Origin of the sequence: Denitrobaculum tricleocarpae (genome assembly GCF_007004665.1) — a bacterium.
GTDB lineage: Bacteria > Pseudomonadota > Alphaproteobacteria > Kiloniellales > Kiloniellaceae > Denitrobaculum > Denitrobaculum tricleocarpae.
The window spans coordinates 61,199-82,924 of the sequence record NZ_ML660059.1 but is presented as its reverse complement, the minus strand read 5'-3'; the positions used below and the strand labels follow the sequence as shown (position 1 = coordinate 82,924).

General features: G+C 58.5%; 19 protein-coding genes. 7 read left to right on the top strand and 12 right to left on the bottom strand.

Annotated elements, in window-relative coordinates; translation table 11 throughout:
• The first annotated feature begins 30 nt into the window (after nucleotides 1-30).
• From phnA to FKG95_RS21130, 3 genes are all read left to right on the top strand, one after another.
• Entirely contained in the window at nucleotides 31-1,287 is a 1,257-nt protein-coding gene (gene phnA / locus FKG95_RS21140) for a phosphonoacetate hydrolase (protein ID WP_142898415.1), read from the top strand.
• Nucleotides 1,288-1,406: 119 nt separating this feature from the next.
• Nucleotides 1,407-2,870: a phosphonoacetaldehyde dehydrogenase gene (gene phnY / locus FKG95_RS21135; RefSeq protein ID WP_142898414.1), complete on the top strand. Its 1,464-nt coding sequence runs from the start codon at nucleotides 1,407-1,409 to the stop codon at nucleotides 2,868-2,870.
• A gap of 54 nt (nucleotides 2,871-2,924) precedes the next feature.
• On the top strand, nucleotides 2,925-4,646 hold the full coding sequence (locus FKG95_RS21130) for a Na/Pi cotransporter family protein (RefSeq protein WP_142898413.1): 1,722 nt from the start codon (nucleotides 2,925-2,927) through the stop codon (nucleotides 4,644-4,646).
• Between the two features lie 226 nt (nucleotides 4,647-4,872).
• Here FKG95_RS21130 and FKG95_RS21125 read toward each other — a convergent pair whose 3' ends face one another.
• On the bottom strand, nucleotides 4,873-6,006 hold the full coding sequence (locus FKG95_RS21125; protein ID WP_179954205.1) for a phage tail sheath family protein: 1,134 nt from the start codon (nucleotides 6,004-6,006) through the stop codon (nucleotides 4,873-4,875).
• 430 nt (nucleotides 6,007-6,436) lie between these two features.
• Here FKG95_RS21125 and FKG95_RS21120 point away from each other — a divergent pair, with 430 nt between their 5' ends.
• Nucleotides 6,437-7,873, top strand: a complete 1,437-nt coding sequence (locus FKG95_RS21120) for an aldehyde dehydrogenase family protein (RefSeq protein ID WP_142898411.1) — start codon at nucleotides 6,437-6,439, stop codon at nucleotides 7,871-7,873.
• A 128-nt stretch (nucleotides 7,874-8,001) separates the two neighbouring features.
• On the opposite strand, the gene FKG95_RS21115 is transcribed toward FKG95_RS21120, so the two are convergent.
• The 3 genes from FKG95_RS21115 to FKG95_RS21105 form a co-directional block, all read right to left on the bottom strand.
• Entirely contained in the window at nucleotides 8,002-8,370 is a 369-nt protein-coding gene (locus FKG95_RS21115) for a response regulator (RefSeq protein WP_142898410.1), read from the bottom strand.
• Nucleotides 8,367-10,994: a PAS domain-containing sensor histidine kinase gene (locus tag FKG95_RS21110; protein ID WP_425456771.1), complete on the bottom strand. Its 2,628-nt coding sequence runs from the start codon at nucleotides 10,992-10,994 to the stop codon at nucleotides 8,367-8,369. The genes FKG95_RS21115 and FKG95_RS21110 overlap by 4 nt, the downstream gene beginning before the upstream one ends.
• A gap of 547 nt (nucleotides 10,995-11,541) precedes the next feature.
• On the bottom strand, nucleotides 11,542-11,961 hold the full coding sequence (locus tag FKG95_RS21105) for a MarR family winged helix-turn-helix transcriptional regulator (RefSeq protein WP_142898408.1): 420 nt from the start codon (nucleotides 11,959-11,961) through the stop codon (nucleotides 11,542-11,544).
• Nucleotides 11,962-12,084: 123 nt separating this feature from the next.
• Between FKG95_RS21105 and FKG95_RS21100 the strand changes: the two genes are divergently transcribed.
• Together FKG95_RS21100 and FKG95_RS21095 are read left to right on the top strand one after the other, a co-directional pair.
• On the top strand, nucleotides 12,085-12,549 hold the full coding sequence (locus tag FKG95_RS21100; RefSeq protein WP_142898407.1) for a response regulator: 465 nt from the start codon (nucleotides 12,085-12,087) through the stop codon (nucleotides 12,547-12,549).
• A gap of 80 nt (nucleotides 12,550-12,629) precedes the next feature.
• The gene (locus FKG95_RS21095; RefSeq protein WP_142898406.1) at nucleotides 12,630-13,007 is read left to right on the top strand and encodes a helix-turn-helix domain-containing protein; all 378 of its coding nucleotides are present in this window, start codon (nucleotides 12,630-12,632) and stop codon (nucleotides 13,005-13,007) included.
• 148 nt (nucleotides 13,008-13,155) lie between these two features.
• Here FKG95_RS21095 and FKG95_RS21090 read toward each other — a convergent pair whose 3' ends face one another.
• The 8 genes from FKG95_RS21090 to FKG95_RS21060 form a co-directional block, all read right to left on the bottom strand.
• Nucleotides 13,156-13,746 (bottom strand): NAD(P)H-dependent oxidoreductase, encoded by a 591-nt coding sequence (locus FKG95_RS21090; protein ID WP_142898405.1) that lies wholly within the window; start codon nucleotides 13,744-13,746, stop codon nucleotides 13,156-13,158.
• Nucleotides 13,743-14,324, bottom strand: coding sequence for an NAD(P)H-dependent oxidoreductase (locus FKG95_RS21085; RefSeq protein ID WP_142898404.1), 582 nt, complete (start codon nucleotides 14,322-14,324; stop codon nucleotides 13,743-13,745). Before FKG95_RS21085 ends, FKG95_RS21090 begins: the two co-directional genes overlap by 4 nt.
• A gap of 8 nt (nucleotides 14,325-14,332) precedes the next feature.
• Entirely contained in the window at nucleotides 14,333-15,769 is a 1,437-nt protein-coding gene (locus FKG95_RS21080; protein WP_142898403.1) for an FAD-binding oxidoreductase, read from the bottom strand.
• Complete coding sequence (locus tag FKG95_RS21075; RefSeq protein ID WP_218940311.1) at nucleotides 15,766-17,097, bottom strand: cytosine deaminase; 1,332 nt, start codon at nucleotides 17,095-17,097, stop codon at nucleotides 15,766-15,768. The genes FKG95_RS21080 and FKG95_RS21075 overlap by 4 nt, the downstream gene beginning before the upstream one ends.
• Before the next feature lie 2 nt (nucleotides 17,098-17,099).
• Entirely contained in the window at nucleotides 17,100-18,035 is a 936-nt protein-coding gene (locus FKG95_RS30020; RefSeq protein ID WP_246116844.1) for an ABC transporter permease, read from the bottom strand.
• Nucleotides 18,032-18,838 carry an ABC transporter ATP-binding protein gene (locus FKG95_RS21070; RefSeq protein WP_142898401.1) on the bottom strand — a complete coding sequence of 269 codons (807 nt, stop codon included), beginning with the start codon at nucleotides 18,836-18,838 and terminating at the stop codon, nucleotides 18,032-18,034. Before FKG95_RS21070 ends, FKG95_RS30020 begins: the two co-directional genes overlap by 4 nt.
• A gap of 12 nt (nucleotides 18,839-18,850) precedes the next feature.
• Nucleotides 18,851-19,918 carry an ABC transporter substrate-binding protein gene (locus tag FKG95_RS21065; protein ID WP_142898400.1) on the bottom strand — a complete coding sequence of 356 codons (1,068 nt, stop codon included), beginning with the start codon at nucleotides 19,916-19,918 and terminating at the stop codon, nucleotides 18,851-18,853.
• A gap of 266 nt (nucleotides 19,919-20,184) precedes the next feature.
• A complete protein-coding gene (locus FKG95_RS21060; protein ID WP_142898399.1) occupies nucleotides 20,185-20,976 on the bottom strand; it encodes a creatininase family protein in 792 nt (263 codons plus the stop codon).
• A 71-nt stretch (nucleotides 20,977-21,047) separates the two neighbouring features.
• Here FKG95_RS21060 and FKG95_RS21055 point away from each other — a divergent pair, with 71 nt between their 5' ends.
• Nucleotides 21,048-21,443: a RidA family protein gene (locus FKG95_RS21055; protein ID WP_142898398.1), complete on the top strand. Its 396-nt coding sequence runs from the start codon at nucleotides 21,048-21,050 to the stop codon at nucleotides 21,441-21,443.
• Nucleotides 21,444-21,726 lie beyond the last annotated feature (283 nt).

Sequence of the window (21,726 nt, the reverse complement as noted above, 5' to 3'; positions counted from 1 at the left end):
AGTACCGGACGATGAAGTGAGGACGAAAGCATGAACCGTAAAGTCACCGTTAACGATCGCAGCTACGACTGGCCGGCACAGCCGGTCGTTGTCGTTTGCATCGATGGTTCGGAACCTGCCTACATCGAAGCCGCGATCGCGGACGGTGTCATGCCCTTTACCGCCACAATGCTGGCGCAAGGCGCTGACTTGCGGGCGAAGTGCGTGGTGCCGAGCTTTACCAATCCCAACAATCTTTCGATCGTCACCGGCCAGCCGCCTGCCGTGCACGGCATTTCGGGTAACTACTTCCTCGATCCCGACAGTGGTAAGGAAGTGATGATGAACGATCCGAAGTTCCTGCGCGCGCCGACCATCTTCAAGGCGTTCCAGGAGCAGGGCGCGAAGATCGCGATCGTCACCGCGAAGGATAAACTGCGCCGTTTGCTCGGGCATGACTTGACCCTGGGTGCCGAAGGGGCGACCTGTTTCTCCTCAGAGAAATCGGATCAGGCCAATCTGGCTGAGAACGGCATTTCAGATGTTGTCGAGATGGTTGGTATGCCGGTTCCCGATGTGTATTCCGCCGCGCTTTCCGAATTTGTTTTCGCCGCGGGCGTCAAGCTTATGGAGCGTGACCGACCGGATCTGATGTACCTTTCCACCACTGACTACGTGCAGCACAAGCATGCACCCGGAACTCCGGGCGCGAACGCTTTCTATGCCATGATGGATGGTTACTGGGCTCAACTCGATGCCATGGGATGTATCCTGTCTCTGACCGCGGACCATGGTATGAATGCCAAGCACGATTCCGACGGCGCGCCTTCCGTGATCTACCTGCAGGATCTGCTGGACGGCTGGTTGGGGGCGGCTGTCGCCCGTGTCATTCTGCCGATCACCGATCCCTATGTGGTTCATCATGGGGCACTGGGGTCCTTCGCCACGGTTTATCTGCCGGGCTCTGCCGATGCCGGGGCACTGATCGATCGACTCTCTGCGCTCGATGGTATCGAATACGTCTCCCGGAATGCGGAGGCCTGCGTCCGCTTCGAGCTGCCGCGAGACCGGGTCGGAGATTTGGTCGTGGTCTCAAAACGGCATGTTGTTCTGGGAACCAGCCAGTCGGGCCACGATCTTTCCAATCTGGAGGTGCCCTTGCGCTCTCATGGCGGCATCTCCGAGCAAACCGTGCCGCTTATGGTGAACCGGCCCGTACGGGATCTTACAAATCGTGTGCTGAGGAACTTCGATGCTTTCGATGTTGCTCTAAACCACATCGTCGAAGTTCAGAGCGCAGCCCAGTAACGACGGGACTAAAGGACCGCTTCCTGAATCCGGGACGAATTAGATTACTCTGATACACTGTGGCAGGCCAACTGCCGCATCACTTGGGAATTTACGAGCATCACTTGGGAATTTACGAAATGAGTCTTGCCGAAGATATGGCTGGTAAGCCGCGCCACGAAATGATGCGCATCGCCGGGCGCAAGGTCGACGCCGAAGGCGTGATCGAGGTCCGTTACCCCTACAGCAATCAGGTGATCGGGACCGTGCCCCGGGGCACCGCGGCCCACGCGCGCGAAGCTTTCGAAATCGCGGGCGCCTACACGCCCACACTGACCCGCTACGAGCGGCAGCAGATCCTCTTCCGCACCGCGGAGATCATTCAGTCCCGGCGGGACGAAATCTCGGATCTGATCTCGCTGGAGCTGGGACTCTCGAAAAAGGATTCGCTCTACGAGGTGGGCCGCGCCTATGACGTCTACACTCTGACCGCGCAGCTCTGCATCCGGGACGACGGCGAGATCTTCTCCTGCGACGTCAGCCCGCAGGGCAAGGCACGGCGAATCTACACCATGCGCGAACCCTTAAAGGCGATCAGCGCGATCACACCCTTCAATCATCCGCTGAACATGATCTCCCATAAGATTGCACCGTCGGTTGCGACCAACAACTGTATCGTCTGCAAGCCCACCGATCTGACACCCATGACGGCGCTGATCCTGGCTGACATTCTTTACGAGGCCGGTTTGCCCCCGGAAATGCTGTCGGTCCTAACCGGCATGCCCGAGGATCTGGGGGATGAGTTCATCACCAACGACAACATCGAGCTGATCACCTTCACCGGCGGTGTTCCCGTCGGCAAGCTGATCGCGAACCGCGCTGGTTACCGGCGGACGGTTCTGGAATTGGGGGGTAACGATCCGCTGATCATCCTGAACGATCTTTCGGACGATGATCTGGCCAAAGCCGCCGATCTTGCGGTGGCCGGCGCAACCAAGAACTCGGGTCAGCGCTGTACCGCGGTCAAGCGGATCCTGGTGCAGCAGGATGTGGCGGAGCGCTTTGTGCCGTTGGTGGAGGAGCGCGCCAGAAAGATCGTTTTCGGCGATCCTTTTGACCCGGACACCGACCTGGGCACGGTCGTGCATGAGGAAGCGGCGAAGCTCTTCGAGGCGCGCGTTCATAAAGCTGCAGAAGCCGGCGCGGAAATACTCTATAATCCGGGGCGTCAGGGCGCTCTGCTGCCGCCGATTGTCATCGACAAAGTCGATCACGCCTCCGAACTGGTCATGGAGGAGACCTTCGGTCCGGTCGTTCCGATTGTGCGTGTGCCGAATGATGATGCGGAGGTGATGCGGATCTCCAATTCGACGGCTTTCGGTCTTTCCGCGGGAGTCTGCACAAACCGCCTCGATCGCATCACGGCTTTCGTCAATGGCCTGAATGTCGGGACGGTCAATATCTGGGAAGTGCCGGGATATCGAATCGAAATGTCGCCTTTCGGTGGTATTAAGGATTCCGGTTTAGGGTATAAGGAGGGCGTGCTCGAAGCCATGAAGAGCTTCTCCAATATCAAAACCTATTCGCTGCCCTGGCCCGGTTGAAGCGCGATGGCCCGGTTAAAATGCGATGGAAAGAACTGAACGAAGGAACAAGGATTGAGCGGTACAGAAGTTTTCTTGACGATTTTGGGGGGTGTGGCGCTGCTGCTTTGGGGCGCCCGGATGATTCGGACCGGCATGACACGTGCCTTTGGAACCGAGCTGAGGAGCATCGTCGCCTCCTGCACCAGTAACAGAGTTTTTGCCGCCGGCGCCGGTACGCTTGTTGCGGGGCTCATTCAAAGTTCGACCGCGACGGCGCTGATCGTTTGTTCCTTCGTCGGCCGTGGCGCGCTCGCCACGGCACCTGCCCTTGCCGTGATGTTGGGGGCGGATCTGGGGTCTGCGGCGGCGGTCGTCGTCGTGGCTTCCGGCATTGCCGTGATCTGGCCTATCTTCGCGTTCCTGGGCTACGTCATTCACGTGGCCGGCGCAAAACGCAGCCCGCGTATCAAGCATATCGGCCGTATTCTGATCGGCTTTGCGATGTTGCTGGTTGCCCTGAATATGGTGGGCGGCGCTTCGCGGTCGCTCGGCGAGAGTGAGATCGTCGGCCTGATCCTGAACGCCATGGCCAGCGAACCCTTCCTGGCGGTCGTGGTTGGTGTCGTCCTGACCTGGATGGCCTATTCCAGCGTCGCCATCGTGCTCCTGGTGTCATCCCTGGCTGTAGCAGGAGCTTTCCCGCTCGAAGCTCTCATGACGATCGTTCTGGGTGTCAATCTGGGCGCCGCGCTGCCAGCGATCACTGCAACGATCGCGGAACCGGTGTCGGCGCGCCGCATCCCGTTGGGTAATCTGATTTTCCGTTTGATCGGCGTTGTCGCCTGCTGGATTGCGCTGCCCTGGCTGGCCCCCGAGCTCGCGCGGCTGGTTCCGGGCCCTGCTGCGCAGGTGGTGGCGTTTCACGTCGCCTTCAACGCTGCTCTTTGTGTCTTGTCCCTGATCCTCATCGGACCGGTCGCGGCGCTGACGGAGAAAATCCTGCCCGAACCGAGCGCTGAGCTGAGCGACAGCGGGCCGCGCTACCTGGATGAACACCTGCTGGAGACGCCCTCACTCGCTCTGAGCAGCGCGACGCGCGAAACCCTGCGGATGGGTGATATCATCGAGGATATGCTGGCAAAGACCATCCGGGTCTTCCGTGAAGACGACAAGGCGTTGTTGTCAGAGGTGGAAGCGCAAGAAGAGCAGATTGATCAGCTCTACGAAGCCGTGAAGCTCTATCTGATGCGTCTTTCCCAGGATGAACTGGGGGACGACGAGAGCCGCCGCTGCATCGAGATCATTACCTTCACGACCAACCTGGAACATGTCGGCGATATCATCGACAAGAACCTGATGGAACTGGCCGCCAAAAAGATCAAAGGGAAGCTGAGTTTCTCCGACCAGGGCCTTGCGGAGCTGGCCGATGTGCATTCCATGCTGATGGAGACCGTCCGCTTGTCGTTGAGTGTCTTCATCGCGCCGGACGCGCAGCAGGCACGCCTGCTTCTGGCGCGCAAAGACCAGTTCCGGAAAATGGAGCTGGAGGGCACGGAATGGCACCTCGAGAGGCTGCGCTCGGGCATGATCGAAAGCATCGAGACCAGCAGCCTGCACCTCGACATGCTCCGCGATTTTAAGCGTATTAACTCGCACCTGACGTCGGTCGCCTACCCGATCCTGAGCCGGCGGGGCGAATTGCGCAGTTCCCGTCTGGTCAATGAAGAACAGGCCGAGACGCTGCGGGAGCGCGGCATCGACGGTGGAGCCGGCGTTGCCGGACCGAAGCCTTAGAGCGCGTCATGTTTTAACGGAAACACTCTGTGTTTTCGCTAAAACATGTGAACCCGCTCTACATCATAGTGTTAGAGCAGATTCACCGGTACGACGGATCGCCGAAGGCGATTCCATCTAAACCGGATCTGCTCTAGGTTGAGAACTCCTTGACGGCCTTGAAGGCAAAACTATCGGTTCCCGACCTTGCGCCGGTCCGCCGCCTTTGCGCAAAGGCATTCATGAGTCAACGAGCGCGATCGTCGTCCGAACAGGAAGCAGTTTTCAGTTGGAAATTCAGAATGGTGAACTCGGCAGGTCGCAAAGGTGCAAAGCCGACCTGCAAATTGACCACGCCGCGGTCGATGTCCGCTTCGGTATTTGTTGTGTCGTCACAGCGCACGAAGAATGAGTCGTTCAGCGTTTTGCCTTGGAAAGCCCCCTCGCGGAAAAGCTGGAACATAAAGTCTTCGACGGCCTCGCTGATCTCGGCCCACAGCGGTTCGTCGTTCGGCTCGAAGACAACCCAGTTCAGACCACGCTCGAGCGATTCCTCGATCATGAGCGCCACCCGGCGGAGGGGAAAATACTTCCAATCCGAGCCCAGGAAATCGGCGCCGTCGAGTGTGCGCGCGCCCCAGCTGACGATGCCGGTCTTCGCGAAGCTGCGCAGGCAGTTGATCCCGGCCTGATTCAAAAGGCGGTTCTCGGCCGTACTCACGTTCCGCTCCAGCCCTTGAGCACCAAGGATGCCAGCGTGAACGCCCGCCGGCGCTTTCCAGACACCCCTGGAGGCGTCGGTGCGTGCGATCAGTCCGGCGATCGCGCCGCAGGGGGCGCAGGCGATACTTTTCCCCCGGTTCGAAGCACTCGCGGCGAGAATGTTGGGGTAGTAAAGAACTGCGTTGGGGTCGCGCAGGCCAAGGCTTTCGATACCGCCCTGAGGGTCCAGGACCGATACCGGCATTGACCATTTACTCCGCGGATCGACCAAAAGGATCGCACGGCGGCTTTTACAGTAGGCCAATGCCGTGCCCAGGCTGCGGACATCAATATCCTTTCCCGGTTCAAGAGGGGGGATGGCGAGCAGGTTGAAGGCATCCACCTGATCCAACGCCCAGAGTCCCTGCTGGCGAATCGACAAGGAAGGCTCAGCGAATCTCTCGTTTGCGACGCGCACGACGAAGGCTTTCCGGCCACCGTTCTCAAAGAACTGCCGTACTGCATGGCTGAGGGGATATTTGTCCAACACTTCGCCGAAGCACTCAGAGAATTCCGCAAGACTGTCGATTTTAACGGCTTTGTCTGACGCGCCGCGCGCCGCAGAGCCGACAAATGCCGTGATCGATGTTTCCGCCGCGTTTAGGGCTCGTTTCAGCATTGAGTCCTCCTGCATCTGGAGCAGATCTCAACCAGATAAAATCGCTGACGGCGACTTTTCACCTCGTTCAGTCTGCTCCGATCCGATCTACACGCCGGTCGATCTGTCGTCGTTCCCCGGCGTTTCTTTTACACAGCTCCACTCCAGACCACAAATACCCCAAGTCATGGGCACCCATCGCTTCCGGCCTCTATTGGTTTGTCGGACGGCCCGCATTGCTTTGGAGCGGGGCCGTCGGCTATTGTCGTTCCGAAGTTGTTAATCAATTCCTGCCGGATCGGTTCCGGAGCCGGGTGGAGTGCTGTCTTGACCGGCTGCTTTCACGCGCCGTGAAGCTATGCCTCTGATATGAATGGTATTTCGCAGTGGCGCGACGCATCTGGGTTATAGCCGCGGTTTTTGAAAGACCTGGACAGAGGAGAGTTACGTTATGAAGGTGCAGGCAAATTACATCGGCGGAGAGTGGATCGAGAGCAGCGATGCGAACGACAATATCAATCCCTCCGACCTCTCCAATGTGGTGGGCCATTATTCCCGGGCCTCGGCGTCCCAGGCCGAACAGGCAATCGCCGCCGCTCGCGATGCATTCCCAGCCTGGGCGGCGACCACGCCACAACAGCGCGCTGATATCCTGGACGCCGCCGGCAACGAAATCATCGCCCGGAAAGCCGAACTTGGTGAATTGCTCTCCCGTGAAGAAGGCAAGACCCTGGCGGAAGGCATCGGCGAAACTATGCGTGCCGGCCAGATCTTCAAGTTCTTTGCCGGTGAAGCGCTGCGGACGCCAGGCGAGAAAGTCGCTTCAATCCGGCCCGGCGTAGATGTGGAGATCACGCGCGAGCCTCTCGGTGTGATCGGCATTATTACGCCCTGGAATTTTCCGATCGCAATTCCGGCCTGGAAGCTTGCGCCCGCGCTGGCTTTTGGGAACTGCGTCGTGCTGAAGCCCGCCGATCTGGTGCCGGGCTGCGCCTGGGCTGTCGCGGATATTCTGGTGCGTGCGGGTCTTCCTGCCGGCGTGCTGAATCTGGTGATGGGACGCGGATCGGTGGTGGGCGAAGCACTTCTTTCTTCTCCAGAGGTCGATGGCATCAGCTTCACCGGTTCTGTGGCCACGGGCAAACACGTGGCTGCCAAGTGCGCGGAGAGCCTCAAGAAGGTGCAGCTGGAAATGGGTGGCAAGAATCCCTTTGTGGTTCTGGACGATGCGGACGTCGGCGTCGCGGCTGATGCGGCCGTCAACGGCGCCTTTTTTTCGACCGGCCAACGCTGCACGGCGTCGTCCCGCTTGATCGTGACCGAGGGCATCCATGACAGCTTCGTCGATACGGTGATCGGGAAACTCAAGGACTTGAAAGTCGACAATGCCCTGGACCCTTCGACCCATATTGGTCCGGTGGTCGACCAGAGTCAGCTGGACCAGGATCTCTCTTACATCGACGTCGGTCAGAAAGAGGGCGCGAAGCTGGCCTGGGGCGGCGAGCGGCTGAACCGTGAGACTGAGGGATTCTATCTGCAGCCGGCACTCTTCACCGAAACCAGCAATCACATGCGCATCAACCGTGAGGAAATCTTCGGTCCGGTGGCGACCGTGTTGCGGGTGAAGGACTACGATGAAGCACTGGCGACGGCCAATGACACAAGCTTCGGACTCTCCGCAGGTATCGCAACTTCATCTCTGAAGCACGCCAGCCACTTTAAGCGCAATGCCGAGGCGGGAATGGTCATGGTCAACCTGCCGACCGCCGGTGTGGACTATCACGTACCGTTCGGCGGCCGCAAAGGCTCCAGCTATGGTTCGCGCGAACAGGGACGTTATGCGGTTGAGTTCTATACCACGGTGAAGACCAGCTACACCGCGCCTTAGATCAGATCTAACTGTAAGACTTGGGCCGGATCTGTTCCATTGGGTTTGTCAGCGTTCCGGGCGTGGGGCCGGGCTTCGCCAGGCTATGCCGTATGAAGGCCGGTCGTTTCGCGCACGGGGGCTTGGGTTCACGCCAGGAGTTTCTCGATCATCTCGAGCAACTCGTCGTCTTCGAAGGGTTTGAAGAGGACATGGTCGGCGCTGTGGACGTCGGCGATGGCGGTCGCACGCTCGAGTGTCTCGCCGGGGCCGCCGCCGGACACGATAATGATGGGCAGATCGGAGTTTTCCGAGCGCACCTGACGTAGCAATGACAGACCGTCAACCTTCGGCATCCAGATGTCGACGATTGCGAGGTCGGGGGCTTCCTCCTTGATGAGCACGACGCCTTCTTCGCCATTTCCGGCTTCCAGCGTCTGATAGCCGGACACATTCAAGACGGCGCAGATACTTTCCCGAACAAATTCGTCATCATCTACAACCAGTATTTTCTTCATACGCCTTTACTCTCCGGGGCTGCTGCAGCTTCGCGGACGATAGGAACATAAACTTCGAAGCAAGAGCCTACATCTTTTTCACTGTTTACTGAAATAGCGCCTTTCCAGCCTTTGACTATACCATAGACGACGGCCAGACCGAGACCCGTGCCGCGACCCACCTCCTTGGTCGTGAAGAAGGGCTCGAAAATATGATCCATAATATCGTCGGGAATCCCCTGTCCCCGGTCGCTTATGGTGATGCGCGCATAATGCCCTTGTTCGATTTCCAATCTCTCCGTTTCTCCCGGGGCCAGTGTAACACAGTCCAGTTTTAGTTTGACCTCTCCAGCACCCCCCATGGCATCGTTGGCATTCTGCACAAGATTAAGTACCACCTGAATGAATTCGGTTTCGTTAACCTCCGCAGGTACGTTGTCCTCATTCGTTTCGAGAGTCAGTCTGATGTCGGGAGGGGTGATGTCCTGTGCGAAGCGCATGGTGCGCGCCGTCAGTTCCGCCAGGTTCACCGCGGTACGTTCGCCCGAGCCCTTGTGTGCAAAAGTTAGGACATCATTCACAATATCTGCAGCTTTGCGGCTGCATTCCAGTGCGCGCGAGAGGTAATGGTTGAGCTGTGCGTCTGTCGTTTTGTTCAACGTGAGCTTGGTAAAATTAATGATCGGGTGAAGAAGATTGTTGATTTCATGTGCGATCCCGCCGGCCATTTGACCGAGCGCTTCCATCTTCTGGCTCTGCTTCAGCCCCTCTTCCAGTTCGGCCTCGCGGCGCTCCCGTCTTTTTTGCTCGGTGACATCCGCGATCAGATGCACGATCGAATCGCCGATGAAGGGCGCTGAGCGGACGCTGAGGCTTCGCACTTCGCCGTCCGGCCGCTGCCAATCGAATTCGCCGACCCAACTGCCTTCTTTTTCAATGGCATCATAGTTTTCGCGCCGGAGCGCGGCAAAGTCGGTTTTGCTGTATTGATTCAGATCGGTCAGTTTAAGGCCGATCATCTGATCTTTCCTGGTCAGACCGGCAATCTTCAGGACGGCCGAGTTGACGTCAATGATGCCGCGCTCGATGTTCGCGATACTCAGGCCGACATTGGCCCTGTCCAAAGCTTCCACAATGGCCTGATTCCGTGCATTGCTCTCTTTCAGCGCGGCATCCGCTTCCGTTTGTTCGGTTACATCCTGAGTGACGCCGAAATAAGCGATCAGGTCGCCATTGTTGTCGAGTTCCGGGTGTCCTTCGACTTTCACGTATCTGATCGATTCATCCGGGCGGATGATTCGATACTCCTGCATGAAATGCTGCTGCTGTGCCCAGGCATTGCGGCTTTGATCCTGCATCGCCTTTCGGTCCTGCGGATGCATTTTCGAAAAGACTTCGTCGAGCGTCAGTTCTCTCTCTTGAGGCTCGAGGCCGAAAATTCGCCAGAGCTCGTGGGACCACTGTGTCATTCTCCGCCCGGCGCAAAAGCGCCAGTGTCCGATATGACCGAGTCTTTGGGCTTCATTGAGTTGCCGCTCGCTCTCGCGCAGTGCGTTTTCGGCTTCCTTTTTCTCCGTGACGTCCCGGTTGATTCCAAAGATAGAGACGATGTCTCCGGCGGAATTGCGTTCCGGGTGGCCTTCGCAGGAGTGGAATCTGACCGCACCGTCGGGCATCAGCACGCGGTGTTCGCTTTTGTAGGCGATGCCCTGGTCGATGGCATGCCTTTGTCGGGCCTGAAAGGCTGCCCGGTCCTCCGGGTGGATGAATCCGTCGCCATCCTCTTTGGATGAGAGCGTATTTTCGGTCGAGATGCCGAGCAGTCGGCACATTTCCTCGGAACGCTCTATAACACCTTCTTTGATGTACCAGCGCCAATGGCCGCTGCGGCCGATGCGCTGGGCCTGAGTCAGTTCGCGCTCACGCCGTTTCAGCTCTGCTTCAGCGCTCTTATGCTTGCTGACATCCTGAACCATGCCTTCGAAATATTTTACATCACCCTTTTCGTCTAAGATCTTGCTCGCGGTGATGCTGACCCAAACACTTTTTGCATGGGTCTTGTCCCGCAGCTTGGTCTCGAAGCCGTCGAGCACGCCCTTTTTGTCGATCTCCCGCTTGACGGCGATCCGAAGGACAGGCTCAGGAAACAGGTTGTCCGGCGCGGTGTTGACGGCTTCCAGGAACTCTTCTTCGTCGGGAAAATTAAAGAGCTTGAAAAGGGCCGGGTTGGCCTGCAGGAACTTGCCCTCCGGAGTTGCGCGGAAGATGCCGACAGCGGCGTTCTCGTAGATCTCGCGGTAACTCTGCTCAAGCTGCCTTGCTTTTTGCTGCGCCAAGACCTCGTCGGTTTCGCAGTTCCCGGTTCCGCGGTACCCGAGAAATTTTCCGGCACGGTCAAAGTAGGGCACGCCGCTGCTCTTGTAGTGTTGCACCCTGCCGTCTTGAGTGCGGCAACTGAATCGGAAATCGCGGAAAGCTTTACGGGCTTCGAGGCAGGCCCGATGCGCGCGCCACTTTTCTTCGTTGCTTGGGTCGACTTCACCCATCTCCCAGCGGGTTTTCCCTAGAAACTCACTCGTCGTGTTCCCGTTCGCGAGGGCGAATTCATCTGAAAAGTAGTTGAAGCGCAGATTCTCGTCTTGCATCCACATCCAGTCGGATGCGGCGCGTGCGTGGTCGCTGAGTTTGGCTTCACTCTCCTCCAAGAGGATCTGTTTTCTGCGTTGCTCTTCTAATTGGGCCTGCAGTTGTTTGTTGGCTTCTGTCAGTTCAGCAAGCTTCTCGGCCAGGTCGTCTTCGTTAGCGGGCGCTCGAGCCGCTGTCTGGCGTCTTAGCGAGAAGTTCCACATGATGCTTCCAAAACAGTCAGCGCAAAGCCCGCGGTCGGCGAGAGTGTCTGTCCAAGATTCTTTGCCGGGCCATTTCTATGCAATTTTATGGTGCTGGGAACTGCGTTGTCCATGCCGCTGTTGTGGTGTGTGTTCCGGCTGTTCCGGGCTCAAGGTGCGCTGAGCTGCTTTGAGGCTGTGCCGGGATACGGAAGTTGCTCGCCGGCCCCGGCCCCGGTTCCGACTGTTCCGGGACCTCCGGCCGAATTCGAGGAAATCTGGACTTCAGTGCGAACTTCTACGCCTGGACAGGTCGGGGAGTGAGACTGTTGGGAGGCGACAGTGATGTCTGTGAAACGGGGGTTTACCCGTTCAATGAGCTGTAGAGTTGCTCCAGACTCTCGGCGAGGTCTGACCTTTGATCCTTTTTCAGATCGGAGATCGCCCGGGCGAGCCGGATAATAGGATCATGCTTTAGAGCATCGCGGCCTTTCTCGGTCACGGTGAAAAGCGGCGAGCGGCCATCCTGCGGATTGATTTCCGACTGCAGAAAATCCTGTTTGACCAGGCTGTTTGCTGCGCGCGACGCGGGGCCACGGGTTACCCCAAGGAATGTTGCCAGTCCCGCGACCGTGCGTGCTTTTCTGTTGGCGCGGGCAAAATAGCGCAAGGCTGACCACTGACCCGGATGAATATCAGTAGGTCCACGCTTGTCGTATATCGACCGCGCCGTCTGCTCGAGAAGCAGCGAAAGACCCATATCGGCCCTACTTGGATTGAGCATAGGTATTTTCCCTCATAGAAAAACCATACTAATTATCGTTGTTAATAGCAACAAATCTATTGACGCGAGCACACGTAAAACGTATCTTTGCTATTAGCAACAAACAACTTGGAGACCACTGGAATGTTTGCACACTCGAACCCAGACAATTCAACGGACGGTGATGCCGCTCCGGCGAAGGGTGATCTGGGCCGCAGACTTCTGGTGCTCGATGGGGCTTGTTCCTTTCTAAAGCTAACACGCGAGGTTGGCGAAGCCCTTGGCTATCAGGTGGAGGTGACATCAAGTACCCGCGAGTTTCTGCGGATTTACGAGCGCTTCGCACCTTCGGTCATCGTCTATGACTTCTTTTCGCAAGGCATGGATGGGTTTGAGTTGGTCAACTGGCTGGATGCTCGTGATTCGAGTGCGCACGTTGTCCTGACGTCGAGCAAGGAGAGTTTTTTCCTAGGTGCGGCCCGTGAGCTCGCATCCGCGAAAGTAGGTTTGGATGTTGACGTCATGGTTGAACCCATAAGCAAAGCGGATGTCAGCTCTTTGCTGTCCCGTCGGTTGGCTGCTCGCGAGGCCGACCCTAGAGGCTGTTGAAGCCTCGTTGAACCGCGGGTCGATGCGATGGCCCGGCCGACCAATTGAACCGAGTGTGAGAGACCAGAAGGATCAAAAAAATGTATCAGGAATTACCGGCCACAGAGCCAAGCAACCAGCAGGTCGACAAGTATGTCGCGAACCGGATCCGCGAACGGCGTATTGCTCTTGGCTTTACCCAGCAGATGCTGGCTCAGCGCATTAAAGTGACCTATCAGCAGGCCCAGAAGTATGAGCGCGGCACCAACCGTGTGACCGCGGGTCGGCTGTTCGAGATTGCCCGCGTCATGGGCGTTCCGGTCAGCTACTTTTACGAGGGCATCGAGCAGGGCATCGAAGCCGATGAGACCGGCCCGAAGCGGCACCACATGGATCTCGTGCGGAATTTTTCCCGGATCGAGAACGCCAAGCATCAGCTTGCTCTGCGTCAGCTTTGCCGGACTCTGGCAGACGGCTGAACAGGAAAAGAGGCTGGTTGTTCTTCATCGCAGTGAGTCTGAAGCAGAACCAGCCCCTTGCGTTGATCTGAGAGAGCGATGCTCCCGCGTGATCCACGGAATCGGGAGCGATCGCACTCCGGTTTAAGCTTCCGGCGATTTGCGGTTTTTATCGAATCCGCCTGAGCTTGCTTTGCAGCTGTTCGAGAAAAAGCCTCCGGCTGCTGTCTGTCGAAGCGTCCATCTTGTAATGCGCCAGCCAGAGCTTCCGGCAGCGCTTCGCGCAGAGCGCACCTATACCCCGCAGGATTGTGCGGCGTCCCGGTTCTCCGACGACCTTGCTCCACCACCAGGGTGCGCCGCAGGTCGTTACCGCGCCCAGAAAGCGAATGTGGGTCATGAGCGGACGGATCGGCTGATTGCCCTCGGGCATCGTAAAGGTAACGTGAGGTACCCAGACCCGGTCCAGCCAGCCTTTCAGCATCGCCGGCAAACCGTACCACCAGGTCGGATAGACGAAGAGCAAACCCTCCGCCCATCTCAGCAGCTCGATGTGGTCCTTGACCGGGTCCTCGTTGAGGTCCCTGGTGTGGTAATCGCGCCGCTCCTGCATATGCATCACCGGGTCGAAGCCGGCGGCATAGAGATCGAGCAGCTTCACATCGTGTCCGGCCCGGTTCAGGGTTTCCACGGCCGTGTCCCTTACCGCCGCGTTGAAGCTCTCCGGGACCGGGTGACTGTAGACAAGTAAAATTCTCACTTAAAATTTTCCATCACGGCTTGAATATGCTGCAAGAACGCGGCGCGCTTATCTGCGCTGGCGCGGTTAAGGTCATAGAGTGCCAGATAATCCTGTGGAGTGCCCAATGTTTGCGCCCGCAACACACGGGTGACCTGTTTGCGGGGCGCATCCCCAAGCAAAAACGCCCGCATGCGGCTGCCGCCATAGGTCACGACGGCCGCCGTGCGTTTGAGGTTACCCAGTGACGGCCTGACCTTGCCGTTTTCCATGCGAAAGGCGACTCCGGGCAGGAAAACACGATCGAAAAAGCCTTTCAGGATCGCCGGATAACCGAAATTCCAGACCGGAAAGACCAGTACCAGAGCCTGCGCCGCCTGAAGGCGGTCGATGTATTCCTGCACCGGGGAGCGGTCTGCCGTAAGGTCGTGGTAGGCGAGGCGCTCGGCGCGCGTCAGGCGGGGGTCGAAGCCTTCGGCGTAGAGATCGCAATCATCCACCTCGTGCCCGCCTGAAGTGAGGGTTTCGACGACACGGCTGTGAAGGGCGGCCTGGAATGAGGTTTCGACGGGATGTGCGAAAAGGACCAGGACGCGCATTTCCCGGCCTACTCAGCGCTTTGCATGCCAGGAAAGAGATAGGTCTTCTGGCTGCTGTAATCGAACTCCGGGTCGTCCCAGGCAATCATTTTCCCGGGATTGAGAAGGCCCCGCGGATCGGCTTCGCGCTTGAACGCCAATTGCACGGCGTCGGTTTGCTTCATACCGCCCTCTTCGAGCGTAAAGCGGTGCGGATTAAAGATCGGCGCACCCATGTCCTCGTGGATGGTCATGATCTCTTCCAGACGCTTCTCGTCCGAGAAGTGCACCAGTGGAAGGCCGAAACATGTGATGTCGCCGTCAAAGCGCACAAATTCCAGGTGCGCCGGCACCTCGTCGCCGAAGTGCTTGTGGATCTTTTCAATCAGTTCAAGTTGACCGGGGAAAGGATAGAGCACCTGAAGATAAGTGATGTCTCTCTCGACCCTGCGGGCGCAGAGGGTCGTGTGATTCCAGGCCAGTTCGTAAACCGGCGGAAGGTTCTTGCGCTCTTCCTCCGTCGTTTTGTCCGAACGGAACAGGATCTCGCTTTTGCCGCCCGCAGCCGCGTTCCCGGTTGCGCGCTGGTGGAACGTCAAAAAAGCGTCCATGGCATGCGGCGCAATCATCAACAGCACCACCGATTGATCGCGGCGCGCAAAGCTATGGTCTCGGCTCAGATAGTCGTGCGGGGTCGGCGCGGCGATGGGCGTGATCAGCTTTTTCAGGATCCCGTCCTGGCGTGCGAGGTCGTTGGCGTAGCGCGCCCCGGTCATGAAATCATCGAAACCCACAATGACCTCAGTCCAGTCATAGGCTGGGGCAAGCGGCGCCTCGACCTCGGTGATAATGCCGTTGGTGCCGTAGGCGTGCATGACCTTGTGCAGGTCTTCACCGGTCAGTTCCAGCTGTCTCGGCTCAGCCTCCATGGTGACGATGCGCAGGCGCAGAACATTGCCGAAGTCGCGCAGTCCGCCCCAGGTGATGGAGCCGACCCCGCCGGACCCGCCGCCGATAAATCCGCCAATCGACGCAGTACGGTAGGTCGAGGGAAACATCCGCATTTCCTGGCGGCTGTGGGCGCGGGTCTCTTCGTCGATCTTGGCAATGATCGCGCCGGGCTCGGTGACCACGCGGCCTTCGCCGATTTCGCGTACGGCCCGCATCTCCGCGAGGTTCAAGACGACACCGCCGGATAACGGCATGGCCTGGCCATAGTTGCCGGTGCCTGCACCGCGCGGTGTCACCGGAACCCCTTGGGCGTAACAGGCTTTGAGGACCCGGATGACTTCTGCCTCGTTTCGGGGCGTGACCACCAGATCGCCCGAAACATGATCAAGCTGACGTTTCAGGACCGGCGAATACCAGAAGAAGTCGCGGCTTTTCTGACGTACGAGGCGCGGATCGTCGACCATCGCGAGACCGGTGAGTTCCTGCTTCAACGCGGAGATTTCGTACTGACTCATGCCGCTCCCTTAAGTGATTTTCCGGTCATCAGATCGTCCAGTTCCCGGTAGTCCGGTAAGCTGCTGTCGATGATGCGGCCGCTTCGTATTACCCGCCGTCCGCTCTCCGGGCGGGACAGCAGCTCCGAGTAGTTGCGTCCGTCGAACAGCAGCAGATCCGCCGGGCCCCCGACCGCCAGACGTCCAAGGTCGGGGCGGCCGATGATATCCGCGGGCCAGCGGGTCATGACCGAGACCCACTCGCGCACCGGGCAATCAAGCTGCAGGATGCGTATGGCCTCGCGGAGAACTTCCAGTCCGTCCAGATCACCATAGCCATAAAAGGGGTCGCGCGTGTTGTCCGAGGCAACGGCCACCGGGATACCCCAGTTCCGCATTTCGCGCAAAAGTGTGACACCGCGCGCATGCGGCGTGCGCTGCTCGGCACGGTCCTGCAGGTACATGTTGCACATAGGCAGGGAAACGATCGCGATCTTGGCTTCCAGCAGGAGGTCGAGGCAGGCTTCGGCCTCTTCGGGTGGCTGGTAGGCTATCGAGCAGCAGTGGCCGCAGACGACACGCCCGGGGAAATCGTTGCGAATCGCGGCTTCGGCGACATGCCGCAGGCTCCTGGACTCCGGGTCCAGGCTTTCATCACTGTGAAAGTCGAGGTCGAGCCCCCGATCCGCGGCCAGCTGAAAAATGATATCCAGAGCTTCGTCGAGGCCCGGCATCATGAAGGTGACAGCCCCCAGTATACCGCCGCAGGCCGCAACCTGATCCGCCAGTTCCGGCCCGAAGCCTTCGAGAAAGCGATCGATCCCCAGGATCGAGGCCGCCTGCAGGTCGATCCGGCCCGCCCACTCTTCACGCATTTCGGCAAAGAGTGGCCAGGAAATCTTGTGCTGCGGATCCGAGGAGTCCAAATGAGTGCGCAGCGCGGCAGTCCCATGGGCGTAAGCGCAACGCAACGAGAAGTCCATGCGCCGGCGGACGTCCGCCGCGTCCCAATTAACCTCTCGGTCCTCCAGGACGGCGGAGAGCGCTCCATCGAAGGTGCCGTCCGGATTGGGTTTGCGGGGCCAGATATGGCCTTTGTCGATATGGGTATGCATGTCCACGAAGCAGGGCAGGATCATTCCTTCGCGCTGATCGATCTGCTCTTTCCCCTGCCGGCGTGCCGGGGGTGTGATTTCGGCGATGCGCGATCCTTCGATGCGGATATCCGCTGAGATCAGCCCTTCAGGGTCGGCGCTTTGAAGGTCGAGGGCCGTGTCCGGCTCCAGCAGGGCGACCGGCAGCTTTGCGTTGGTAATCCAGGTGTGCTGTTGTTCAGCCTTTTCGCGCACGATCAGTTCTCCCGCTTTATGGCGCTTTCGTGCCACTTTCTCAGCATCAGATGGGACAGCAGGCTGAAGGTCAGAAAAATCAGAATACCGGTTACGGAGATCAGCAGCAGTGCGGCGAACATGCGTGGAATGTTGAGGCGGTAACCGGATTCCAGAATGCGGTAGGCCAGTCCCGCGCCGCGCCCTGCCGAGCCGGCGGCGAATTCCGCGACGATCGCACCGATCAAGGCCAATCCGCCGGCGATCTTCAGGCCACCCAGGAAGTAGGGCATGGCGGCGGGAAGCTGCAGGTGCCAGAGCGTTTGCCAGCGCGAGGCGCCGTAGAGCTGGAATAGATTGCGCAGATTGTGATCGGCCGAATTCAGACCCAGGGTCGTGTTGGAGAGGATTGGAAAAAAGGCGACGATCCAGGCACAGATCAGCAGGGCCACTGGGATGCTGTCCACATAGATCAGGATCAGCGGCGCGATGGCGATAATTGGCGTAACCTGCAGGATGACAGCAAAAGGAAAGAAACTGATTTCCACCCATTTCGACTGGGTGAAAAGCACCGCCAGTCCGACACCGCCCGCGACCGCGACTGCCAGGGCGGCAAAGGTGATTTGCAGCGTCGTGATCAGCGAGCCGGAGAGCACCGCCCAGTCCTTGACCAGGGTTTCCATAATCAGGCTTGGCGCCGGCAGGATGTAATGCGGAATTTCCTGTATCCGCACGAGCGCTTCCCAGCCGAGAATGGCGCTCGTCAGGATAACCACGGGAAGGATAATCCGCAGCCAGCGGTCCCGGCGCTCCGCGGCGGCTCTCAAGTCGGGACCGGACTTTAAGGCGGTTTCTTCGAGGGCGCTGGTCATGTTCCCCGCTTTACTTGATCTTGAGCCCGCTGCTTCGGCTGGTCTGGGGCCGGTACCACCGGCCGGGTCGGTCGGTGAGACGTTCATGCCGTGACCTCCGCTCGGGTCGTGTGTTCATCCATGGCGGCATGCAGCGCATCCGACGCGTTCCGGCAGAGGTGGGCATAGTCCTCGGAGGTGCGGAAGCCATCTCCCCTGGGATGGGGCGCATCGTTGCCGAGTTGCTGGGCCACCCGGCCCGGACGTGCTGCCATCACCACGATGCGGTTCGAGAGGTAGACAGACTCAAAAACGCTATGGGTGACAAAGACAACCGTCCAGTGGTGCGCCTCCCAGAGATGCAGAAGATCGTCGTTGAGCTTGAAACGTGTAATTTCGTCCAGGGCGGCAAAGGGCTCGTCCATCAGGAGAATCTTCGGCTTGGTCACCAGGGCGCGGGCAATGGAGACGCGCATTTTCATGCCGCCTGAAAGTTCGCGCGGATAGGCGGCTGCGAAGCCGCCGAGGCCAACCATCTCCAGAGCTTCGCTGACTTCGTCGCGGACCGTCGATTTCGAGGCGCCGTCCAGGCGCCGCGGCAGCCAGACATTCTCGAAAACATTGGCCCACGGCATCAGGGTCGGTTCCTGGAACACGAAACCGATGTCTCCGCGTTCGGGCTTGCCGTCCGGCCAGTGAACTTGTCCTTCTGTCGTGTCTCCCAGGCCCGCGATGATCCGCAGGGCCGTCGACTTCCCGCAGCCGGAGGGGCCCAGGAGGCTGACGAAGTCGCCCTTGCCGATGTCGAGCGACATGTCCTGCAGGGCAAGAGTGCCGTTGGAGAAGCGCTTGGAGACATGGCGCAGGGAAACGACATTGCCGTTTCCCTGCGCTGTTTTAACCTCGGCCATGACGCCCACCACTTACTTCGGCCGCAGGTCCAGTCCGACTTTCTTGTTCACGAAATCCAGCGTGTAGGATTGCTTGTAATCGACATCGGCGCTGACAACCTTGGCCTTGACCATCTTGTTGAAGAAACTGGTCATGCGTTCGTCATTCATGGCGCCGATCCCCAGGGCCTCGGTATCGCCGGAATCGACGATGCCGTACTCCTTCATCTTGGCGATGGAAAAGGCGATTTGTTCGTCGGTGATTTCCGGATTGTCGGTCTTGATCAGATCGTTGGCCGCCGAATTGTCGCCATAGAGATAGTTGTACCAGCCCTCGATCGAGGCATCGACGAAGCGTTGCACCAGATCGGGATTTTCTTCGATCAATTCGTTTCTGGTCTCGATGGTGGTGGAATAGGTATCGAAGCCGTAGTCGGCGAGCAGGAAGATATTGGGTTCAACGCCGGTCTCACGTTCGATCGCAAAGGGCTCGGAGGTCAGATAACCCTGCTGGCCGAGCCGTTTGTCGGCAAGGAAGGGCGCGGAGTTATAGGTGTAGGGCCGCACCTGGTCTTCTGAAAAGCCGTATTCCGAGATCATCCACTGATAAAAGCTGTTGAGACCGCCTTTGCCGATCAGAAGCTTGATGTCCTTCAGACTTTCGAAGCTGTCCAGGCCCTGGCCGGGGTGGGTCATGATGACCTGCGGCTCTTTCTGGAAGACCGCCGCGATCGCCTTGGTCGGAATACCCTGTTCCACGGCCGAGAAAGCCTGCAGCATGTTGCCGCCCATCAGGAAATCGACCTTGCCCGTGGGCAGAAGCAGGCGGTTGTTGGCCTGCGGGCCACCCGGCAGAATGGTGACCTTCAGGCCGTGCTTTTCATAGGTGCCATCAGCAACCGCCTGATAGAAGCCGCCGTGCTCTGCCTGGGCCACCCAGTTGGTGCCGAAGGTCACTTCATCCAGCGCCTTTGCCGCGGTGATGCTTGTCAGGACAAAAAGGCCGGCGGCGAGAGTCCCGGCGGCGGCGCGTTTCAGGCTTTTTTTGAAGGCTGCAACGCTTTTTTCTGCGACATAAAGGTTATCTCTCACCAATTGCATGTCCCGGGTCTCCCTTGTTCTTGCTTTCGGGGGTGGAGCCGGAGAGGAACCGGCGCCTGCACTGTGTTTTCGTTGAGTCCAACCTGCTGCTTGCTGCAAGTCCGGTGCCAGTGCGTTTGACTGGAATTCTTATGCAGGCAAGCCGGATTGAAGGCTGGTATTCCCCAAGTCAGTCTAATTTTTGGTCATTTGCCCTTTGTTTGACCAGTAGCCTAGCATGCTTGTTTTTCGAACAACAGATGGACCAATGGCGGTGCGATTTGCCGCTACCGCGAAACCAGTGAGGACAGCGGGTGAAGCGAGACTTCGGTGATCAGCCGCGCCAGCCCCGCGGTCACATGCTCGACCACGGCCCGGCCGATCTCGGGCGTTGCCTTACTCGCATCGCCTGCAACGCCCAGCGGATGCAGATCCTGCGCCTGCCAGCCGATGCCGACCCCGCCGACATAGCGCAGGCGTTCGTTCGCCGCCTCGGTTTCGGGCAGGATCGACACGAAGTTGGCGGCCTTGTCCATTTTGACCAGGTCCGGGCGCAGGTGGCACATGATCGAGGTTTCGATGGTGCCGCCATGAATGCCATGCCGAACTTCCTCCGCATCGACCAGCCCCTCAGGCAAGCCCATGTGCCACCAACTGGAACTGACCACCAGGATCTCCTGTTTGACCCGCAGCTCGCGGGCAACGATTTCCATGATCTGCGGCTGGCCGCCATGGGCGTTGATGAATAAAATCTTCGCGAGTCCGGCGCGTTTCACGCCTTCGGCGACCTCATACCAGACATCGATCAGAGTCTTGGCGCTCAAGGTCAAGGTGCCCGCGAAGGCCAGATGCTCGTTCGATTTTCCGATCGCTTGCGTCGGCATGAGCAGCGCGGGGACGTCGGCGGGCAACTGCGTCAAGGCGCGTTTAGCCATCTCCTCCGCGATCACGGCATCGGTGGAAACCGGCAGATGCGGGCCGTGCTGCTCGATAGCGCCCAGCGGCATGACCGCCACAGTGATGGCTGGGTCCAGGTCTTCGAAGTCGTCGGTTGTCAGGTCTTGCCAATAACGCAGCACTCTACCTACCCTCTTGTCGGGCTGTAATCAGGCCCTCTTGTTGAACTGTAATCATGATTGAGTGTAGCGCAATGTTGAGCCACCACACACCTGAGTCTATGCGCGCGCCCTTCGCGCTCTACAGCCATGGCGTTGTCGTGCCGCCGGGAACTCATGTCCTGTTCGGGTCCGGTCAGTTGGGCATTACCCAGGACGACAAGATTCCCGAGGACGCTGCCGCGCAGGCCGAACTCTGTTTCGAAAGTATTGGCAAGTTACTCCGCGATGCCGGAATGGGCTTCGAAGATCTGGTCCGGATCAATGCATTTGTCACTGACCGGTCCTATCTTCCGGCCTATATGGCAGTGCGGGACAGCTTCATTGAATCGCCGCCGCCGGCTTCGACCCTAATGATTGTATCGGGTTTCGCGCGAGAAATATTCAAAGTGGAAATAGAAGTGGTTGCAGCAAAGAATTTTAGTAAGTAATCGAAAAAAATCCCTGCGCTTAAACACACCTCCGGCGTGGGGAGTCATTGTCTAACCACAGGTTTTGCGTGCATTTTAGTGGATGCTCCTTTGTCCGGACCTTTCTGCGTAAAAATTGTGCAAAAACAGTTTAATATACTGATGTATAACATAAAAAAGAGGAAATGCCTGTCGATTAAACGCGCCGGATCGCCTTCCGGTTGATTTGTGCCGCTGCATAATTTTTGATCATAATATGCTCATATACAATTTTCAGGTGTTTTGAAGAAAAAACAACTACCGC

Excerpts from the sequence above, each read along its gene's own strand:
- FKG95_RS21100 (WP_142898407.1), top strand. The coding sequence starts at position 12,085 with ATGTTTGCACACTCGAACCCAGACAATTCAACGGACGGTGATGCCGCT.
- FKG95_RS21125 (WP_179954205.1), bottom strand. The coding sequence starts at position 6,006 with ATGCTGAAACGAGCCCTAAACGCGGCGGAAACATCGATCACGGCATTT.
- FKG95_RS21080 (WP_142898403.1), bottom strand. The coding sequence starts at position 15,769 with ATGAGTCAGTACGAAATCTCCGCGTTGAAGCAGGAACTCACCGGTCTC.
- FKG95_RS21105 (WP_142898408.1), bottom strand. The coding sequence starts at position 11,961 with ATGCTCAATCCAAGTAGGGCCGATATGGGTCTTTCGCTGCTTCTCGAG.
- FKG95_RS21120 (WP_142898411.1), top strand. The coding sequence starts at position 6,437 with ATGAAGGTGCAGGCAAATTACATCGGCGGAGAGTGGATCGAGAGCAGC.
- FKG95_RS21110 (WP_425456771.1), bottom strand. The coding sequence starts at position 10,994 with ATGCAAGACGAGAATCTGCGCTTCAACTACTTTTCAGATGAATTCGCC.
- FKG95_RS30020 (WP_246116844.1), bottom strand. The coding sequence starts at position 18,035 with ATGAACGTCTCACCGACCGACCCGGCCGGTGGTACCGGCCCCAGACCA.
- FKG95_RS21065 (WP_142898400.1), bottom strand. The coding sequence starts at position 19,918 with ATGCAATTGGTGAGAGATAACCTTTATGTCGCAGAAAAAAGCGTTGCA.
- FKG95_RS21095 (WP_142898406.1), top strand. The coding sequence starts at position 12,630 with ATGTATCAGGAATTACCGGCCACAGAGCCAAGCAACCAGCAGGTCGAC.
- FKG95_RS21055 (WP_142898398.1), top strand. The coding sequence starts at position 21,048 with ATGTTGAGCCACCACACACCTGAGTCTATGCGCGCGCCCTTCGCGCTC.
- FKG95_RS21070 (WP_142898401.1), bottom strand. The coding sequence starts at position 18,838 with ATGGCCGAGGTTAAAACAGCGCAGGGAAACGGCAATGTCGTTTCCCTG.
- phnA (WP_142898415.1), top strand. The coding sequence starts at position 31 with ATGAACCGTAAAGTCACCGTTAACGATCGCAGCTACGACTGGCCGGCA.
- phnY (WP_142898414.1), top strand. The coding sequence starts at position 1,407 with ATGAGTCTTGCCGAAGATATGGCTGGTAAGCCGCGCCACGAAATGATG.
- FKG95_RS21115 (WP_142898410.1), bottom strand. The coding sequence starts at position 8,370 with ATGAAGAAAATACTGGTTGTAGATGATGACGAATTTGTTCGGGAAAGT.
- FKG95_RS21085 (WP_142898404.1), bottom strand. The coding sequence starts at position 14,324 with ATGCGCGTCCTGGTCCTTTTCGCACATCCCGTCGAAACCTCATTCCAG.